This is a genomic window from Rodentibacter mrazii (assembly GCF_001998825.1).
Taxonomy (GTDB): domain Bacteria; phylum Pseudomonadota; class Gammaproteobacteria; order Enterobacterales; family Pasteurellaceae; genus Rodentibacter; species Rodentibacter mrazii.
This window is the reverse complement of record NZ_MLHG01000004.1, coordinates 16539-32013: the sequence shown is the minus strand read 5'-3', so window position 1 is coordinate 32013 and position 15475 is coordinate 16539. Positions and strand designations below refer to the sequence as shown.

The following is a 15475-nucleotide window of genomic DNA, read 5'->3' as shown; positions in this document are numbered from 1 at the left end:
CACCGGCTAAGGCGGCAACGGAGCTTAATAGCTCGGTCACATAAGCCTTACCGCTTTCAATTAGTGAACGAACTAAAATTGTACCTTTTACTTTATCTCCTTCGGTTTTTAATACACCGATACTGAGTGAGCTTTCCACCACATTTTTAATCACATCACTGTTGCGAATCACGCCGTTTGGCAAGGCGTTTAACAAATGAATTACCGTTTTTGTGCTTTGTGCGGTGAATACCGTTTCGGCTTTGGCGGTCGGTTCAACAAAAAGGGTTAAATTCGGTTCAGCAATCGCCAATTCTTCTTTGAGTAAAACGTCAAGATTTTTGACCGCACTTTCAATAGCATTAACCTCACCGTTGAACGCTAGAACGGCAGCTGCTTCACGGGGAATGGCATTACGAATTGAGCCACCACGAATTTCCGCTAAAGCAAAGTGCGGTTGATTTTGCGAAAGTTTTGCCAACACACGGGCAAGCAACTTAATTGCATTCACTCTGCCGGTGTGAATATCACAACCGGAATGCCCGCCACGCAAGCCCTTTAAGGTGAGTTGAAGGCAATGCTCGAAAGCATTATTTTCTCGTTCTATCGGTAATTCCAAATTGGCATTAATGCCGCCGGCACAACCGATATAAATTTCACCGATTTCCTCCGTATCCGTATTAATGAGTATTTCGGATTGCAACCAATTACGGCGAAGATTTAATGCGCCGTCCATACCGGTTTCTTCCGTCATTGTGAGCAACACTTCAAGAGGCGGATGCGCCACATCATCACTTTCTAACACCGCAAGGGCAGAGGCTAAACCAATTCCGTTGTCCGCTCCCAATGTGGTGCCTTGTGCTTTCACCCAATCGCCGTCAATATAGGGGCGAATTGGATCTTGGGTGAAATCGTGTGGATTGCCTTCATTGGCTTGCGGCACCATATCCAAATGAGCTTGCAATGCCACCGGCGTGCGGTTTTCCATTCCGGCGGTTGCAGGCTTGCGAATTAACACGTTACCCGCGTCATCACGTTCCACAAAAAACTGTTTTTCTTTCGCCCAATTGACAATGAAATTTGCCAATTCGTCCTCATGATGGGAAGGGTGAGGGATTGCACAAATTTGATCAAACCATTTCCATAATAATTGTGGTTGTAGGGTGGTAATTTCAGACATATTCTTTCCTTTTTGCGAAAAATTTCACGAAATAATAGCATAAAACCCCGTTTCAGGTTATCCTTACGCAATTTTTATTTATTGATATTAAGGTGTAATTATGAGCGAAAAATATGTGGTGACTTGGGATATGTTCCAAATGCACGCCCGCAAATTATCAGAACGTTTACTTCCCGCTTCCCAATGGAAAGGCATTATTGCGGTGAGCCGTGGCGGTTTATTTCCGGCAGCGGTATTAGCGCGTGAATTAAGCATTCGCCACGTAGAAACCGTTTGTATCGCCAGTTATCACGATCACACAAGCCAAGGCGAACTCCAAGTTTTACATGCTGCGGAAGTACCAAACGGTGGAGAAGGCTTTATCGTTGTTGATGATTTGGTCGATACCGGCAATACCGCTCGTGCAATTCGTGAAATGTATCCTAATGCAAAATTTGTCACCGTTTTCGCCAAACCGGCAGGGGCAAAATTAGTGGACGATTATATCATCGACATTCCGCAAAACACATGGATTGAACAACCTTGGGATTTAGGTTTAGCATTTGTTCCTCCTCTTGCGAGAAAATAAGACTTTTAAAATAAAAGTGCGGTCGAAAATCCTTAAGATTTTACGACCGCTTTTCATTATAGGTTTTAATTTGAAAAGAATAGACAGAATTTCGTCTAACTCATTTCTTACTCTGCATTAATATTTCAAGACTTCACTCTCTTTTGGCACAGCAACTTTGCTCAAATTGTTTTCCTTCACGAATTTTCGCATTTCATCGGAAGTCACCGAAGCGTGATTGACCGCATCCATATGGACGGTAATAATATCGGCTTTTGGCGCAACCTGACGGGCTTTCGCCACATCGGCTTTCCCCATAATAATACTATCTGAATTACCTTCCATTTGTGCATAACCCGTATTCATGACAATCACTTCGGGTTTATAACGGTTGAGTGCAAAATCCACTTCTTCATTCCAAATGGTATCGCCTACGATATACAGTGTTTTTTCTCCGTCCGCTTGCATTACCACGCCCATTGCTTCACCTAAAATTTCAGCAAATTGTGGGGTAGAGTACATTTGATCCGTACCGTGTTGTCCGCCGGTCTTGCTTAATTTTACTTGGTTAAATTCTGTATTTTTACCTACGACTCTAACATCTTTAAAGCCTTGTGAACGGATAATTTGTGCATCACCGGCATTTTGTACAAAAATCGGTAAGGTTTTCGGTAACATTTTTTGTGCATATTCGTCCCAATGATCAGCGTGGGTATGTGTCACAATCACCGCATCAACGCCTTCTAATACTTTCTCAACAGGTTCTGCCATATCAATCAACGGATTACGTTTTTGACTGTTAATCGTGCCTTCAAAGCCTGCATAAGTGCCTTTAGGGGCAAGATAGGGATCGACTAAAAACGTGCTACCTGCCATTTCAATTTTGGCGGTCGCATTACGGATATGCTGATAGCTGATTTCGGCATGAGCCGTTGTTGCCAAGGTTGCAGCCACGAGTGTCAATAAGATAGGTTTTAATTTCATTTTGTTTCCTCTTGTAAAAATAAGATAAATTAAACCGCTTGTGTGCGGTGTGGTTATTATGAAAGAGAGATAAAATAAAAAATATTGACTTATTATTCAAATATCGAAAAAATTGGGTCAAATTTATTCACATGAGAAAAAAATGCCTATTCCAACTGTTGCACTTGTACTTTATCCCCAATTTAACCCTTTTCAGTTTTCTGTGCCTTATATGGTTTTTTCAACAGAAATTGAGGGCAAACCTTTATTTAATGTCAAGATTGTGGCGGAAAATCCAAGGGTGGCACAGTCCTATCCTGCTACGATTGTAGCTGATGGCGATTTGCGTTTGTTAGCTCAAGCTGATTTTATTGTGATACCGGGTTGGGATAATGTCGATCAACCTCCCTCCGAGGCTTTAATACTGGCATTACAACAAGCGGCACAACGTGGCGCGATGATTGTGGGGCTGTGTTATGGGGCATATTCACTGGCTTATGCCGGATTGCTGAATGGTAAAAAGGCCACGACACATTGGTTAGGTGAAACGGATTTTAAACAACGTTTCCCACAGGTGAAATTAGACTGCAATGCAATTTATATTGAAGATGAAAATATCATCACCTCTGCAGGAACGTCTGCAGGGTTAGATTGCTGTCTTGCGATTGTTCGCCGCCAATATGGTGTAAAAATTGCCAATCAACTGGCACGTTTGTTGGTGATTTCTCCTCATCGGGAAGGAGGACAGGCACAATTTATTGAACAACCTATTGCACGTAAAACCGCTAATGAGAATATCAATGAATGGCTAGATATTATACGAACTAATCTAACAGGAAATTATTCGATTGATGAGTTAGCCAAACAATTAATGATGAGCCGCAGCACATTCACTCGTCATTTTCGTCAAGCAACGGGGATGGCATTTACCGAATGGCTGATTGAGGTTCGGTTACAAAAAGGGCGGGAATTGTTAGAAAGTAGCAAATTAACGATTGATGAAATTGCTCACCAAATAGGCTTTCATTCCACAACGGCATTCCGCCAACACTTTAAAGCCAAACACCATATCAGCCCAAAACAATGGCAAAAGCGGTTTTCCATATCATAAGATACAAAAGGGAATATGGCATAAAACAAAGGGCTGAATTGACATGGATCATTCAGCCCTTTATTTTCCCTTCATCTCAAATTTCCGTATAATACACGCCTATAAAACGTATTCAAATTAACCGCACTTTCAAGGATTTTAAATGATACAACCCCGTTTCGTCCATCTCCGTACACACAGTGATTTCTCCATGATTGATGGGATTGCCAAGGTGAAACCTTTAGTCAAAAGCTGTGCGGAAAATAATATGGTGGCGATGGCATTGACGGATTTTACCAATTTTTGTGGTGTCGTGCGCTTTTATGGAGAAGCATTATCCGCCGGCATTAAACCGATTATTGGTGCGGATGTGCGGGTGCGCAGCGAGCTGTGCGGTGAGGAATTATTTGAGCTGACCTTGCTTGCGAAAAATAATACGGGCTATAAAAATATCACACTGCTCTTGTCGAAGGCTTACCAACGGGGTTATTACGATTTGCCCTATATCGATCAAGATTGGTTGATCGAACACCGTGAGGGGGTGATTATTTTATCCGGCGGGACAAAAGGTGATGTGGGTAAAAAATTGTTGAAAGAAAATACGGCTGAAACACAAAGTGCGGTCGGTTTTTACCAAGAATTTTTTCCTGATCATTTTTATCTAGCGTTAACCCGAACCGGCAAGCCTGATGAAGAACGCTATATCAAAGCCGCTTGCGCCCTTGCGGAGGCGCAAAATTTACCGCTTGTGGCAACCAATGATGTTGTGTTTTTAAAGTCGGATGATGCGGAAGCCCATGAAATCCGCGTGGCGATTCATGACGGCTATACCTTGGATGATCCCAAACGCCCTAAACTTTACACGGCACAGCAGTATTTCCGTACTGAAGAGGAAATGTGTGCCTTATTTGCCGATATTCCTTCCGCCCTTGAAAACACGCTATTAATCGCACAACGTTGTAGTGTTACCTTGCGCCTTGGGCAATATTTCTTACCACAATTCCCAACGGGGGAACTGAGTACGGAAGATTATTTGGTGATGAAATCGAAAGAGGGCTTGGAAGAGCGGCTGGCATTTTTATTTCCCGATGAAAAAGTGCGGTCGGAAAAACGTGGGGAATATGACGAACGCTTGCAAGTGGAACTCGACGTCATTAACCAAATGGGGTTTCCGGGTTACTTCTTGATCGTGATGGAGTTTATTCAGTGGTCGAAAGATAACGATATTCCCGTGGGGCCGGGACGGGGTTCCGGTGCGGGGTCATTGGTGGCGTATGCGTTAAAAATTACCGATCTCGATCCCTTAGAATTTGATTTGCTTTTTGAACGTTTCTTAAACCCTGAACGTGTGTCCATGCCCGATTTCGACGTGGATTTCTGTATGGACGGGCGGGATCGCGTGATTGAGCACGTAGCGGACACCTATGGGCGTGGTGCGGTATCACAAATTATTACTTTCGGAACAATGGCAGCGAAAGCGGTGATTCGTGATGTGGGACGGGTATTGGGGCATCCCTACGGTTTTGTGGATCGCATTTCTAAATTGATTCCTCTCGATCCGGGCATGACACTTGCCAAGGCCTTTGAGATTGAGCCGCAATTACAAGCCGCCTATGACAGCGATGAGGAAGTCCAAGCGCTGATTGATATGGCACGCAAGCTGGAGGGCGTAACCCGCAATGCCGGTAAGCACGCCGGTGGTGTGGTGATTTCACCGTCACTCATCACGGATTTCTCACCACTTTATTGCGACAGTGAAGGGCTTCATCCCGTTACTCATTTCGATAAAAATGATGTGGAATATGCCGGTTTAGTCAAATTTGACTTCTTGGGGTTACGCACCCTGACCATCATCAAATGGGCATTGGATATGGTCAATGCCCGTATAGTTCGGGAAGGGAAACCTATGGTAGATATTGCCTCTATTCCCTTGGATGATCCGGAATCTTTTGAATTGCTCAAACGTGCCGAAACCACCGCTGTGTTCCAGTTGGAGTCGCGCGGTATGAAAGATTTGATTAAACGCCTCCAACCGGACTGTTTTGAAGATATTATTGCTTTGGTGGCACTGTTTCGTCCCGGTCCGCTACAATCGGGCATGGTGGATAACTTTATCGACCGTAAACACGGCCGTGAAGAAGTTTCGTATCCCGATGTGAACTATCAGCACGAAAGTCTAAAACCTATTTTAGAACCGACTTACGGCATTATTTTATATCAAGAACAAGTGATGCAAATTGCACAGGTTTTAGCCGGTTATACATTGGGCGGTGCGGATTTATTACGCCGTGCAATGGGTAAGAAAAAACCGGAAGAAATGGCGAAACAACGCTCTGTGTTTGAAGCGGGAGCGATCAAAAACGGGGTTGACGGTGAACTCGCCATGAAAATTTTCGACTTGGTGGAAAAATTTGCCGGTTATGGCTTTAATAAATCTCACTCGGCTGCCTATGCCTTGGTTTCTTATCAAACCCTTTGGTTGAAAACCCATTTCCCTGCGGAATTTATGGCGGCGGTGATGACATCGGAAATGGACAATACGGATAAAATTGTCGGCTTGTACGATGAGTGTTTGCGTATGGGGTTAAAAGTCACACCGCCGGATATTAATGTGGGCAAACATCATTTCAGTGTGAACGAAAACGGTGAAATTGTGTATGGGATCGGGGCGATTAAAGGTGTGGGTGAAGGGCCGATTGAGGCATTAATTACGGCACGCAATGCAGGGGGATTTTTTAAAGATTTATTTGATTTATGCGCCCGTGTTGATTTGAAAAAAATCAATAGACGTACTTTTGAAAGCCTGATTATGTCTGGTGCATTTGATAAATTAGGGCCGCATCGTGCGGCGCTTTCTAAAAATTTGGAAGACGCATTAAAAGCCTCCGATCAACACGCTAAAGACGAAGCTATGGGGCAATCGGATATGTTTGGCGTATTGACTGAAACCTATGAAGAAGTGGAAAACGCCTATGCCAATACGCCGCCTTACACGGAAAAACAAATCCTAGATGGCGAGCGTGAAACCCTAGGGCTTTACTTAACCAGTCATCCGGTTAGCCGTTATCTGAAAGAACTTTCCCATTACAGTTCAACACGCTTAAAGGAACTCACACCAAACCGCCGTGGGCAAATCAGTACGGCGGCAGGTTTAATTGTGTCATCACGCATAGCGATTACCAAAAAGGGGAATAGACTGGGCATTGCGACATTAGATGATCGCTCAGGTCGCTTGGATATCACCTTGTTTGGTGAAAGTTTAGAGCAATTTGGTGAAAAATTGCAAAAAGATACGGTTGTTGTGGTATCCGGACAAGTGAGTTTTGATGATTTCTCCGGTGGTTTAAAAATGACCGTACGGGATATGATGACATTAGATGAAGCCCGTTCACGCTATGCGAAGTCCCTTGCTATTTGTTTATCGGACGAGCAAATTACCCCAATTTTCATTAAACAGCTAAAAGAAAAGCTGACACCGGTGAGTGGGGGGGGGCTACCGATTAACGTTTACTACCAAAGCCCGAAAGGCAGAGCGTTACTACGTCTCGGGATTCAATGGTCAATTACACCGACTGATGAAATTTTAACGGAATTAGCGAATATGTTGGGGGAAAGCTCGGTTGAATTAGAGTTTGCATAATGGCTTTTGTGTCAATCACCCTAATTAAGGACATAGATACCTTCCTGTGCTACAATTACGCAACAAATTACAATTTAAAAAATAAGAGAAATTATGACCGCACTTAATGTATTAATTTATCCTGACGAGCATTTAAAAGTTGTTTGTGAGCCTGTTTCCGAAGTTAATGATGATATTCGAAAAATTGTAGATGATATGTTTGATACGATGTATCAGCAAGAAGGCATTGGTTTAGCCGCACCGCAAGTGGATATTTTACAACGTATTATTACCATTGATATTGAGGGTGATAAACAAAGCCAATTGGTATTAATTAATCCGGAAATTTTGGCGTCTGAAGGTGAAACCGGTATTGAAGAAGGTTGTTTGTCGATTCCCGGTTTTCGTGCCTTAGTGCCACGGAAAGAAAAAGTGACTGTAAAGGCGCTAGACCGTGACGGCAAAGAATTTACCTTAAACGCAGACGGCTTACTTGCCATTTGTATTCAACACGAAATTGATCACCTCAACGGCATTTTGTTTGTAGATTATCTTTCACCGCTTAAACGCCAACGTATCAAAGAAAAATTGGTTAAATACAAAAAACAAATGGCAAAACAATAACCGATATTATGTAGCCAATGTACCAAGGGATTTCAACGAAACGTAGGGACACACTGCGTGTGTCCGCTTATTATATATATTGAAAGTTGATTTTATAACAGATGTGTCCCTACAGTTTTCCACCCTGTGCAACAGCGATATAATCACGAAAAGTGCGGTTAATTTTGACAGCATTTTATTTTCTCCCCCGTACTATCGGAAACATTATTCAACATAACGTAGAACATGATGAAACCACTCAATATTATCTTCGCAGGTACGCCTGATTTCGCGGCACAGCATTTACAAGCCTTAATAAATTCTCAACATAATGTGATCGCAGTTTATACCCAACCCGATAAACCGGCGGGACGTGGTAAAAAATTACAGGCCAGCCCGGTGAAACAGCTTGCCGAACAACATCATATTCCTGTTTATCAGCCTAAATCCTTACGCAATGCTGAGGCACAAGCAGAATTACAAGCCCTGAACGCCGATGTGATGGTGGTGGTGGCTTATGGCTTAATTCTCCCCAAAGCGGTTCTAGACGCGCCACGTTTGGGCTGTTTGAACGTACACGGTTCTATTTTGCCCCGTTGGCGTGGTGCCGCACCGATTCAGCGTGCGATTTGGGCGGGTGATGTTCAAACCGGCGTGACCATTATGCAAATGGATGAAGGTTTGGATACCGGTGATATGTTGCACAAAGTGTATTGTGATATTTTGCCAACCGAAACCTCAGCAAGTCTTTATGATAAATTGGCTGAATTGGCACCACCGGCACTCATTGAGGTGCTTGATCAGCTCGAAACCGGAAAATTTATTGCCGAGAAACAAGATAACAGCCAAAGCAACTATGCGGATAAACTTTCTAAAGAAGAAGCTAAACTGGATTGGTCACTTTCTGCTGCACAACTTGAACGCAATATTCGAGCCTTTAATCCTTGGCCGATGGCTTATTTCAGCACGGAAGATAAAGAGGAAAATTTACAAACCTTAAAAGTGTATCAAGCGGAAATATTACCCCATCAAGATAAACCGGCAGGGACGATTTTATGCGCGGATAAAACGGGCATTCAAATTGCTACGGCTGAAGGCGTACTGAATATTTTGCAACTGCAACCGGCTGGTAAAAAGCCGATGTCGGTTCAAGATTTGCTGAATGGGCGTGCGGAATGGTTCCCTGTTGGTAAGGTGTTAGCCTAATGAAAAACGAGCGTTCGCAGCAAAAAGCGGAAAAAAATAAACCGATGAAAAAAACAGCGAAAAAATCCACCGCACTTTCCTCCAGAGCGGTGGCGGCACAGGTCATTTTACAGGTACTTGATGAGGGAAAATCTCTTTCAAGCTTAATTCCCGATGTGCAAGTCTCCTTAAAAACACAAGATTTACCGCTACTCCAAGAAATTTGTTTTGGTGTATGTCGTGTGCTGCCTCGTTTGGAACAGATTATCCAATGTCTTGTGGATAAACCGCTCAAAGGCAAAACTCGGATTGTGCATTGTTTATTACTCGTTGGACTGTATCAATTACTTTATATGCGTGTCCCGCCCCACGCCGCTGTGGATGAAGTGGTGAATGCAACGAAAACGTTGAAGTCAGACAGCTTCCGTGGATTAGTCAATGGCGTGCTACGCCGTTTTTTACGAGAACAAGAAAGCATTTTGGCGCAAGTGGATAAATATTGGCAGACCTTGCATCCCGAATGGTTTGTGAACAAGTTGAAAAAGGCTTATCCGAATTGGCGTGACATCATTAATGCGAATAATCAAAAACCGCCGATGTGGCTACGGGTTAATGCACAACAAAATAGCGTAGAAAGCTACCGCACTTTATTGGCGGAGTCGGGCATTTTGGCAGAAACCGACCTTCACCCTCAGGCGTTACGTTTGGCTTCACCGACGACAGTACAAAAATTACCTTATTTTTCGGAAGGGGCGGTAACGGTACAGGATTTGAGTGCACAATGGGCGGCGGCTTTGCTTGAACCGCAAAATGATGAGTGGATTTTAGATGCCTGTGCTGCGCCTGGGGGGAAAACCACCCATATTTTGGAACTCGCCCCACAAGCGAATGTGATTGCATTAGATGTGGAAGCCCATCGTTTGAAACGGGTGGAAGAAAATCTGGCACGTTTGAATCAGCAGGCGATGGTTGTTTGTGGTGATGCTACTCAGCCCGATGAATGGTTGGCAGAAATCGGAAAAAGTGCGGTGCAATTTGACCGTATTTTATTAGATGCCCCTTGCTCCGCCACCGGTGTGATCCGCCGTCACCCTGATATTAAATGGCTGCGCCAAGAAACGGACATCACACAACTTACCGCATTACAAAAAAATATTTTGAAAGCCCTTTGGGCGAAATTGAAACCGAACGGTATTTTACTGTATGCCACCTGCTCAGTGTTACCGGAAGAAAATGATGAACAAATTCGCACTTTTTTATCAGAACATTCAGATGCGGAATTATTACCGCTCCCTTTTGAAGGGAATGTGAATGATGATAAAAGTGCGGTCGGTTTTCAATTTATCCCGCAAGAAAATGGTGGAGACGGGTTCTATTATGCTAAGCTGCGTAAGCGATCCTAACCTAAAAGAGGACAATCATGTTTCCTAATATTGACGTGATCATACCTTGCTATAACGCAGAAAAAACCTTAACACGAGCGGTGGAATCAGTTTTAAATCAACCCTGTTTGGGAAAAATTTGGTTGATTGACGATGCTTCAAGTGATGGTACGCTTGCTCTGGCGAATCAGTTTTCCGCACAGTATCCGGAACGGATTTTTGTGGAATCAATGAATAAAAACCGTGGTGTCGCAAAAGCACGAAATTGGGGGGTGTTACAATCTACGAATGAATTGATCGCTTTTTTAGATGCGGATGATGCCTATGAGCAAGGGGCATTGGAAGTGGCAGCGGCAACCTTTCATTTTCAACCGGACACCTCTGTGGTACGTTTGGCTTTAAAACCCATAGGGTTAGCGAGCCGTTATGCGGAACATCCTAATTTTGATTTTGCTTGGCAGCATATGAGAATGACATGTGGAGGGAATGTGGTGTTTCGCCGCGCTTTTTTCCTAGCCTGTGGCGGTTTTCCTCAAGATGTGTTATTCCGTGAGCTAGGCGGTGAAGACGGTGCTTTGGGGATTGCAACAACAAGAATAAATAAGGTGGCGACATTATTTGATGAAGTCGGTGTGCTACATTATTGTCGAGAGGGAATGCACGCCGAGCGATTATTAGATTCGATTTTGTTCCAAAAGGCACCAGAAGAGGTGACGGAAGAAAAAATGATGCAGGCAAATGCGGTAACCGATGAAATTTGTCGCCAAATGGAAACGTTAAAGTGCGGTCTAAATTCGGCGAAAATTGGTATTCAACCTCTTATCTTAACAAGGAGTGAGGCATGAAAATAATGATCCTTGGAGCCGGACAGGTGGGGACGACATTAGCGGAAAGTTTGGTTAGTGAAGATAATGATATTACCTTAGTTGATAATGAATCACCACGACTGCTAGCTTTACAGGAAAAACATGATTTAAAAGTTGTACAGGGTTCTCCTTCTTCTCCAAAAGTGTTGCGTGATGCCGGTGCAACGGATGCGGATTTAATGGTGGCAGTGACATCATCAGATGAAATTAATATGGTGGCGTGTCAAATGGGGTACACGTTATTTAATACGCCAACGCGTATTGCGCGTATCCGTGATTCGGAATATTTACGGGAAAAAGAGAAACTATTCAATGATGAAAATGTGCCTATCAACTATTTGATTTCACCGGAAAATTTAGTAACGGATGAAATCACACGTCTCATCGCTTATCCCGGTGCATTACAAGTGGCGCACTTTGCCAAGAATCGTATTAGTGCCGTAGTGGTTAAAGCTTATTACGGTGGTGCATTGGTCGGGCATGCTTTGTCGGCTTTCAAGGAGCATATGCCGCATATTGAATTGCGGATTGTCTCAATTTCGCGTAATGACAAAACCATTCGCCCCCAAGGTTCGACAATTATCGAAGCGGGTGATGAAATCACCTTTATTTGTGCGACAGAGCATATTAAAGCGGTAATTAGCGAATTGCAACGCCTTGAAAAGCCTTATAAACGGGTAATGATTGTTGGCGGGGGGAATATTGCTGCCGGCGTGGCAAAACAATTGGAAGAACATTGCACAGTAAAATTAATCGAGCGTAATGCGGAGCGTGCGCAAGCCTTAGCGGAAAAATTAGCGAAAACCTTGGTTTTTCACGGTGATGCTTCCGATCAAAATTTGTTGTTTGAAGAACATATTGAGAATATTGATGTGTTTTTATCATTAAGTAGCGATGATGAAGCCAATATTATGTCGGCATTGTTGGCAAAACGCTTAGGAGCAAAAAAAGCCATGGTGCTGATTCAGCGTATGGCATATATCAGCCTAATTCAAGGGGGGACGATTGATATTGCCGTTTCTCCGCAGCAAGCGACAATTTCCGCTTTGTTGGGGTATGTGCGTAAAGGTGATATCAAAAATGTAGCGAGCTTACACCATGGCGTTTCCGAGGCGATTGAAATTGTTGCCCACGGTGATTTGAATACCTCCAATATTGTGGGAAAAACGATTCGTCATATTCGTTTGCCTGCCGGTTGCATTATCGGCGCGATTTTACGTAATAATGAAGTGATTATCGGGCATAAAAATGTTGAAATTCAGGACGGAGATCATGTCATCGTATATTTAGGTGATAAAAAAGCGGTTTCTGAAATCGAAAAGTTATTCCAACCAAGCTCGTTCTTTATCTAAAGGGTTTACTTTTTAATCAAAGAACATATAATACGCCATGTCTTCAACTGTAAGTAAAAGGAAAAATTTATGAGCTTTATAAAGGAATTTCGTGAATTCGCGATGCGTGGCAATGTTGTTGATATGGCTGTCGGTGTCATTATCGGTGGTGCGTTTGGCAAAATTGTAAGTTCACTTGTGGGTGATGTCGTAATGCCTGTATTGGGTATCTTAACCGGCGGTGTAGATTTTAAAGATTTAAAATTTATTTTAGAACCGGCAAAAGGTGATATTCCGGCAGTGACATTAAACTACGGTATGTTTATCCAAAACGTCTTCGATTTTGTTATTATTGCATTTGCTATTTTCTTGATGGTAAAAGGTATCAACAAATTGAAAAAACCGGCTGAAGCAGCGCCTGCTGAACCTTCAAACGAAGAAAAATTACTTACTGAAATTCGTGATTTGTTGAAAAAGTAATTCATTTTAGAACAGAATAAAAAGGTTGGCTTATGCCAACTTTTTTATTTTCTATGATAATACGGGTTTGAGCCATTTGAGAGAAGAGCGGTATTACGTAGCAGTTACACAAACCCAATTTGGTGTATCCTTTATAAAATCTATTTATTACACGGACACACGCAGTGTGTCCCTACATTTCGTTGAAATTCCTTTTTGTGCGCCTGCTACATAATATCGGAGAAACGTGTGTTTTTTCTACCGCACTTTTACCGATAGGTTTTTAAACATGCCACAAAATGGGTACTGTTCTCCGTATTAAACGTCGGCTTTTGAATACTACAATTTTTGTCTGCCAACGGGCATCTGGTACGAAATACACAGCCGGACGGCGGGTTAATGGGGGATGGGAGATCCCCTTCTAAAAGCTGGATGTTTTTATTTCGTTCCAATTTAGGATCAGGAATCGGCACGGCGGACATTAAGGCTTTGGTGTAAGGATGTTTGGTATGGTTATACACCTCATCATCGCTCCCTAACTCCATGGCGTTACCTAAATACATCACCAACACTCGGTCGGAAATATGTTTCACTATGGCAAGATCGTGGGCAATAAAAATCAGTGATAATCCCATTTCTTCTTGTAATGATTTCAACAAATTTACCACTTGGGCTTGAATGGAAACATCCAGTGCAGAAACCGGCTCATCACAAATAATCATTTTAGGCTCAATAATCAGTGCGCGTGCAATACCGATGCGTTGGCATTGTCCACCGGAAAATTCGTGGGGATATCGGTTAATCAAATTAGGCAATAAACCCACTTTTAACATCATCGCCTGCACCTTTTCTTTCACTTGTTCTGCGTTTAAGTGAGGTTGATAAATTTTGAGCGGCTCTGCAATAATTTCACCGATATTCGTTCGAGGATTAAGGGAGGCAAGGGGATCTTGAAAGATCATCTGAATATCTTTGCGTGTTTCACGCCATTGTTTAGGGGATTGTTTGCGTAAATCTTTACCTAACCAAATAATTTCGCCTTCGTTTGCTTCCACTAAGCCAATAATGGCGCGGGCAAGGGTGGATTTTCCACAGCCCGATTCGCCCACCACACCTAAGGTTTCGCCGGCATAAAGCTGAAAAGAGACATTTTTTACTGCTTTTAAGGTTTGCGGTTTAGCAAAAAAGAGGGCTTTATCATTTTTGATTTTAAAGGATACACCCAAATTTTTAACATCTAATAACAAGTTTTTCTCTTTCATCATAGGGGGCGTTCCTCAAATTGTTCTGCCGGAATCCAACAATTCCGTAAATGCCCTTGGGAAAGTGCGGTCAGTTTTGGCGCAGTTTTGCATTGCTCTCCGGCATAATGACAACGGGGTGAAAACGGACAGCCTGTCGGTAAATGTAGCAAATTCGGTGGATTTCCCGGAATCGTGACTAGCGTTTCATTTTTGCCGTCAAGGCGGGGAATCGCCTCCATCAGCCCTAGGGAATAAGGATGTGTCGGGTGATAGAAAATTTGTTCCGCTGTGCCGTATTCCATCGTCCGACCGGCATACATCACAAGCACTTGATCACAAATCCCCGCGACCACACCAAGATCATGCGTGATCATAATAATCGCCGTGTTAAATTCCTGTTTGAGCTCATTCAATAAGGTCATAATTTGTGCCTGTACCGTCACATCCAGTGCGGTGGTTGGTTCATCAGCGATCAGTAATTTCGGGCGACAAAGTAATGCCATGGCAATCATCACACGCTGGCGCATTCCACCGGAAAATTCGTGCGGATACATCCCCATACGTTTTTTGGCTTCCGGCATTTTCACTGCGTCCAACATGCTTACCGATTCATTGAATGCCGTTTGTTTGTCGTAACCTTTGTGCAACATCAAGACTTCCATTAATTGTTCGCCTATCTTCATATAGGGATTCAAGGATGTCATCGGATCTTGGAAAATCATCGCAATTTGTTCTGCGCGGATTTTATTGAGTTGTGCCGTTGGTAAATTGACCAGTTGTGTGCCGTTAAATAAGGCTGAACCGGAAACTTTCCCGTTTGCTGCAAGCAAGCCCATTAAGGCAAAGGCAGTTTGGGATTTACCAGAACCGGATTCCCCCACAATGCCGAGGGTTTGTCCGGCATCTAAGGTGAAATTGAGATCATTCACTGCCGTAACAATGCCATCGGGGGTATGGAAATTGACGTAGAGATTTTGCACCTCTAATAAGTGCGGTTGATTTTGCTGTTGTTTTTCCATAAACCTCT

The 15475-nt window shown here is 43.2% G+C and carries 13 protein-coding genes; 9 read left to right on the top strand and 4 right to left on the bottom strand.

What is annotated here, in order from left to right; translation table 11 throughout:
- The coding region (gene pepD, locus BKK47_RS00450; protein WP_077492987.1) for a beta-Ala-His dipeptidase at window positions 1-1159 on the bottom strand (1159 nt) is incomplete at its 3' end.
- Window positions 1160-1259: 100 nt separating this feature from the next.
- On the opposite strand from pepD, the gene gpt reads away from it, so the two are divergent.
- Complete coding sequence (gpt, locus tag BKK47_RS00445) at window positions 1260-1727, top strand: xanthine phosphoribosyltransferase (RefSeq protein ID WP_059368639.1); 468 nt, start codon at window positions 1260-1262, stop codon at window positions 1725-1727.
- 117 nt (window positions 1728-1844) lie between these two features.
- Here the strand turns inward: gpt and BKK47_RS00440 are convergent, their stop codons facing one another.
- Complete coding sequence (locus tag BKK47_RS00440) at window positions 1845-2690, bottom strand: MBL fold metallo-hydrolase (protein WP_077492986.1); 846 nt, start codon at window positions 2688-2690, stop codon at window positions 1845-1847.
- Window positions 2691-2832: 142 nt separating this feature from the next.
- Here BKK47_RS00440 and BKK47_RS00435 point away from each other — a divergent pair, with 142 nt between their 5' ends.
- The 8 genes from BKK47_RS00435 (at window position 2833) to mscL (ending at window position 13225) form a co-directional block, all read left to right on the top strand.
- A complete protein-coding gene (locus BKK47_RS00435; protein ID WP_077492985.1) occupies window positions 2833-3780 on the top strand; it encodes a GlxA family transcriptional regulator in 948 nt (315 codons plus the stop codon).
- A 142-nt stretch (window positions 3781-3922) separates the two neighbouring features.
- Entirely contained in the window at window positions 3923-7399 is a 3477-nt protein-coding gene (dnaE, locus tag BKK47_RS00430; RefSeq protein ID WP_077492984.1) for a DNA polymerase III subunit alpha, read from the top strand.
- A gap of 93 nt (window positions 7400-7492) precedes the next feature.
- A complete protein-coding gene (gene def, locus BKK47_RS00425) occupies window positions 7493-8002 on the top strand; it encodes a peptide deformylase (protein WP_077492983.1) in 510 nt (169 codons plus the stop codon).
- A gap of 228 nt (window positions 8003-8230) precedes the next feature.
- Window positions 8231-9187 carry a methionyl-tRNA formyltransferase gene (gene fmt, locus BKK47_RS00420; RefSeq protein ID WP_077492982.1) on the top strand — a complete coding sequence of 319 codons (957 nt, stop codon included), beginning with the start codon at window positions 8231-8233 and terminating at the stop codon, window positions 9185-9187.
- A complete protein-coding gene (rsmB, locus tag BKK47_RS00415; protein ID WP_077492981.1) occupies window positions 9187-10569 on the top strand; it encodes a 16S rRNA (cytosine(967)-C(5))-methyltransferase RsmB in 1383 nt (460 codons plus the stop codon). Before fmt ends, rsmB begins: the two co-directional genes overlap by 1 nt.
- A gap of 17 nt (window positions 10570-10586) precedes the next feature.
- Entirely contained in the window at window positions 10587-11393 is an 807-nt protein-coding gene (locus BKK47_RS00410) for a glycosyltransferase family 2 protein (protein ID WP_077492980.1), read from the top strand.
- The gene (gene trkA, locus BKK47_RS00405; protein WP_077492979.1) at window positions 11390-12766 is read left to right on the top strand and encodes a Trk system potassium transporter TrkA; all 1377 of its coding nucleotides are present in this window, start codon (window positions 11390-11392) and stop codon (window positions 12764-12766) included. The genes BKK47_RS00410 and trkA overlap by 4 nt, the downstream gene beginning before the upstream one ends.
- A gap of 69 nt (window positions 12767-12835) precedes the next feature.
- Window positions 12836-13225 (top strand): large-conductance mechanosensitive channel protein MscL, encoded by a 390-nt coding sequence (gene mscL / locus BKK47_RS00400; RefSeq protein ID WP_077492978.1) that lies wholly within the window; start codon window positions 12836-12838, stop codon window positions 13223-13225.
- A 248-nt stretch (window positions 13226-13473) separates the two neighbouring features.
- On the opposite strand, the gene oppF is transcribed toward mscL, so the two are convergent.
- Window positions 13474-14469 carry a murein tripeptide/oligopeptide ABC transporter ATP binding protein OppF gene (oppF, locus tag BKK47_RS00395; protein WP_077492977.1) on the bottom strand — a complete coding sequence of 332 codons (996 nt, stop codon included), beginning with the start codon at window positions 14467-14469 and terminating at the stop codon, window positions 13474-13476.
- Window positions 14466-15467 carry an ABC transporter ATP-binding protein gene (gene oppD / locus BKK47_RS00390; protein WP_077492976.1) on the bottom strand — a complete coding sequence of 334 codons (1002 nt, stop codon included), beginning with the start codon at window positions 15465-15467 and terminating at the stop codon, window positions 14466-14468. Before oppD ends, oppF begins: the two co-directional genes overlap by 4 nt.
- Between the last annotated feature and the right edge of the window lie 8 nt (window positions 15468-15475).

What these genes read in the sequence shown, in the direction of transcription:
- oppF (WP_077492977.1), bottom strand. Translation starts at nt 14,469, where the DNA reads ATGATGAAAGAGAAAAACTTGTTATTAGATGTTAAAAATTTGGGTGTA.
- gpt (WP_059368639.1), top strand. Translation starts at nt 1,260, where the DNA reads ATGAGCGAAAAATATGTGGTGACTTGGGATATGTTCCAAATGCACGCC.
- dnaE (WP_077492984.1), top strand. Translation starts at nt 3,923, where the DNA reads ATGATACAACCCCGTTTCGTCCATCTCCGTACACACAGTGATTTCTCC.
- BKK47_RS00440 (WP_077492986.1), bottom strand. Translation starts at nt 2,690, where the DNA reads ATGAAATTAAAACCTATCTTATTGACACTCGTGGCTGCAACCTTGGCA.
- oppD (WP_077492976.1), bottom strand. Translation starts at nt 15,467, where the DNA reads ATGGAAAAACAACAGCAAAATCAACCGCACTTATTAGAGGTGCAAAAT.
- mscL (WP_077492978.1), top strand. Translation starts at nt 12,836, where the DNA reads ATGAGCTTTATAAAGGAATTTCGTGAATTCGCGATGCGTGGCAATGTT.
- BKK47_RS00435 (WP_077492985.1), top strand. Translation starts at nt 2,833, where the DNA reads ATGCCTATTCCAACTGTTGCACTTGTACTTTATCCCCAATTTAACCCT.
- trkA (WP_077492979.1), top strand. Translation starts at nt 11,390, where the DNA reads ATGAAAATAATGATCCTTGGAGCCGGACAGGTGGGGACGACATTAGCG.
- rsmB (WP_077492981.1), top strand. Translation starts at nt 9,187, where the DNA reads ATGAAAAACGAGCGTTCGCAGCAAAAAGCGGAAAAAAATAAACCGATG.
- def (WP_077492983.1), top strand. Translation starts at nt 7,493, where the DNA reads ATGACCGCACTTAATGTATTAATTTATCCTGACGAGCATTTAAAAGTT.
- BKK47_RS00410 (WP_077492980.1), top strand. Translation starts at nt 10,587, where the DNA reads ATGTTTCCTAATATTGACGTGATCATACCTTGCTATAACGCAGAAAAA.
- fmt (WP_077492982.1), top strand. Translation starts at nt 8,231, where the DNA reads ATGAAACCACTCAATATTATCTTCGCAGGTACGCCTGATTTCGCGGCA.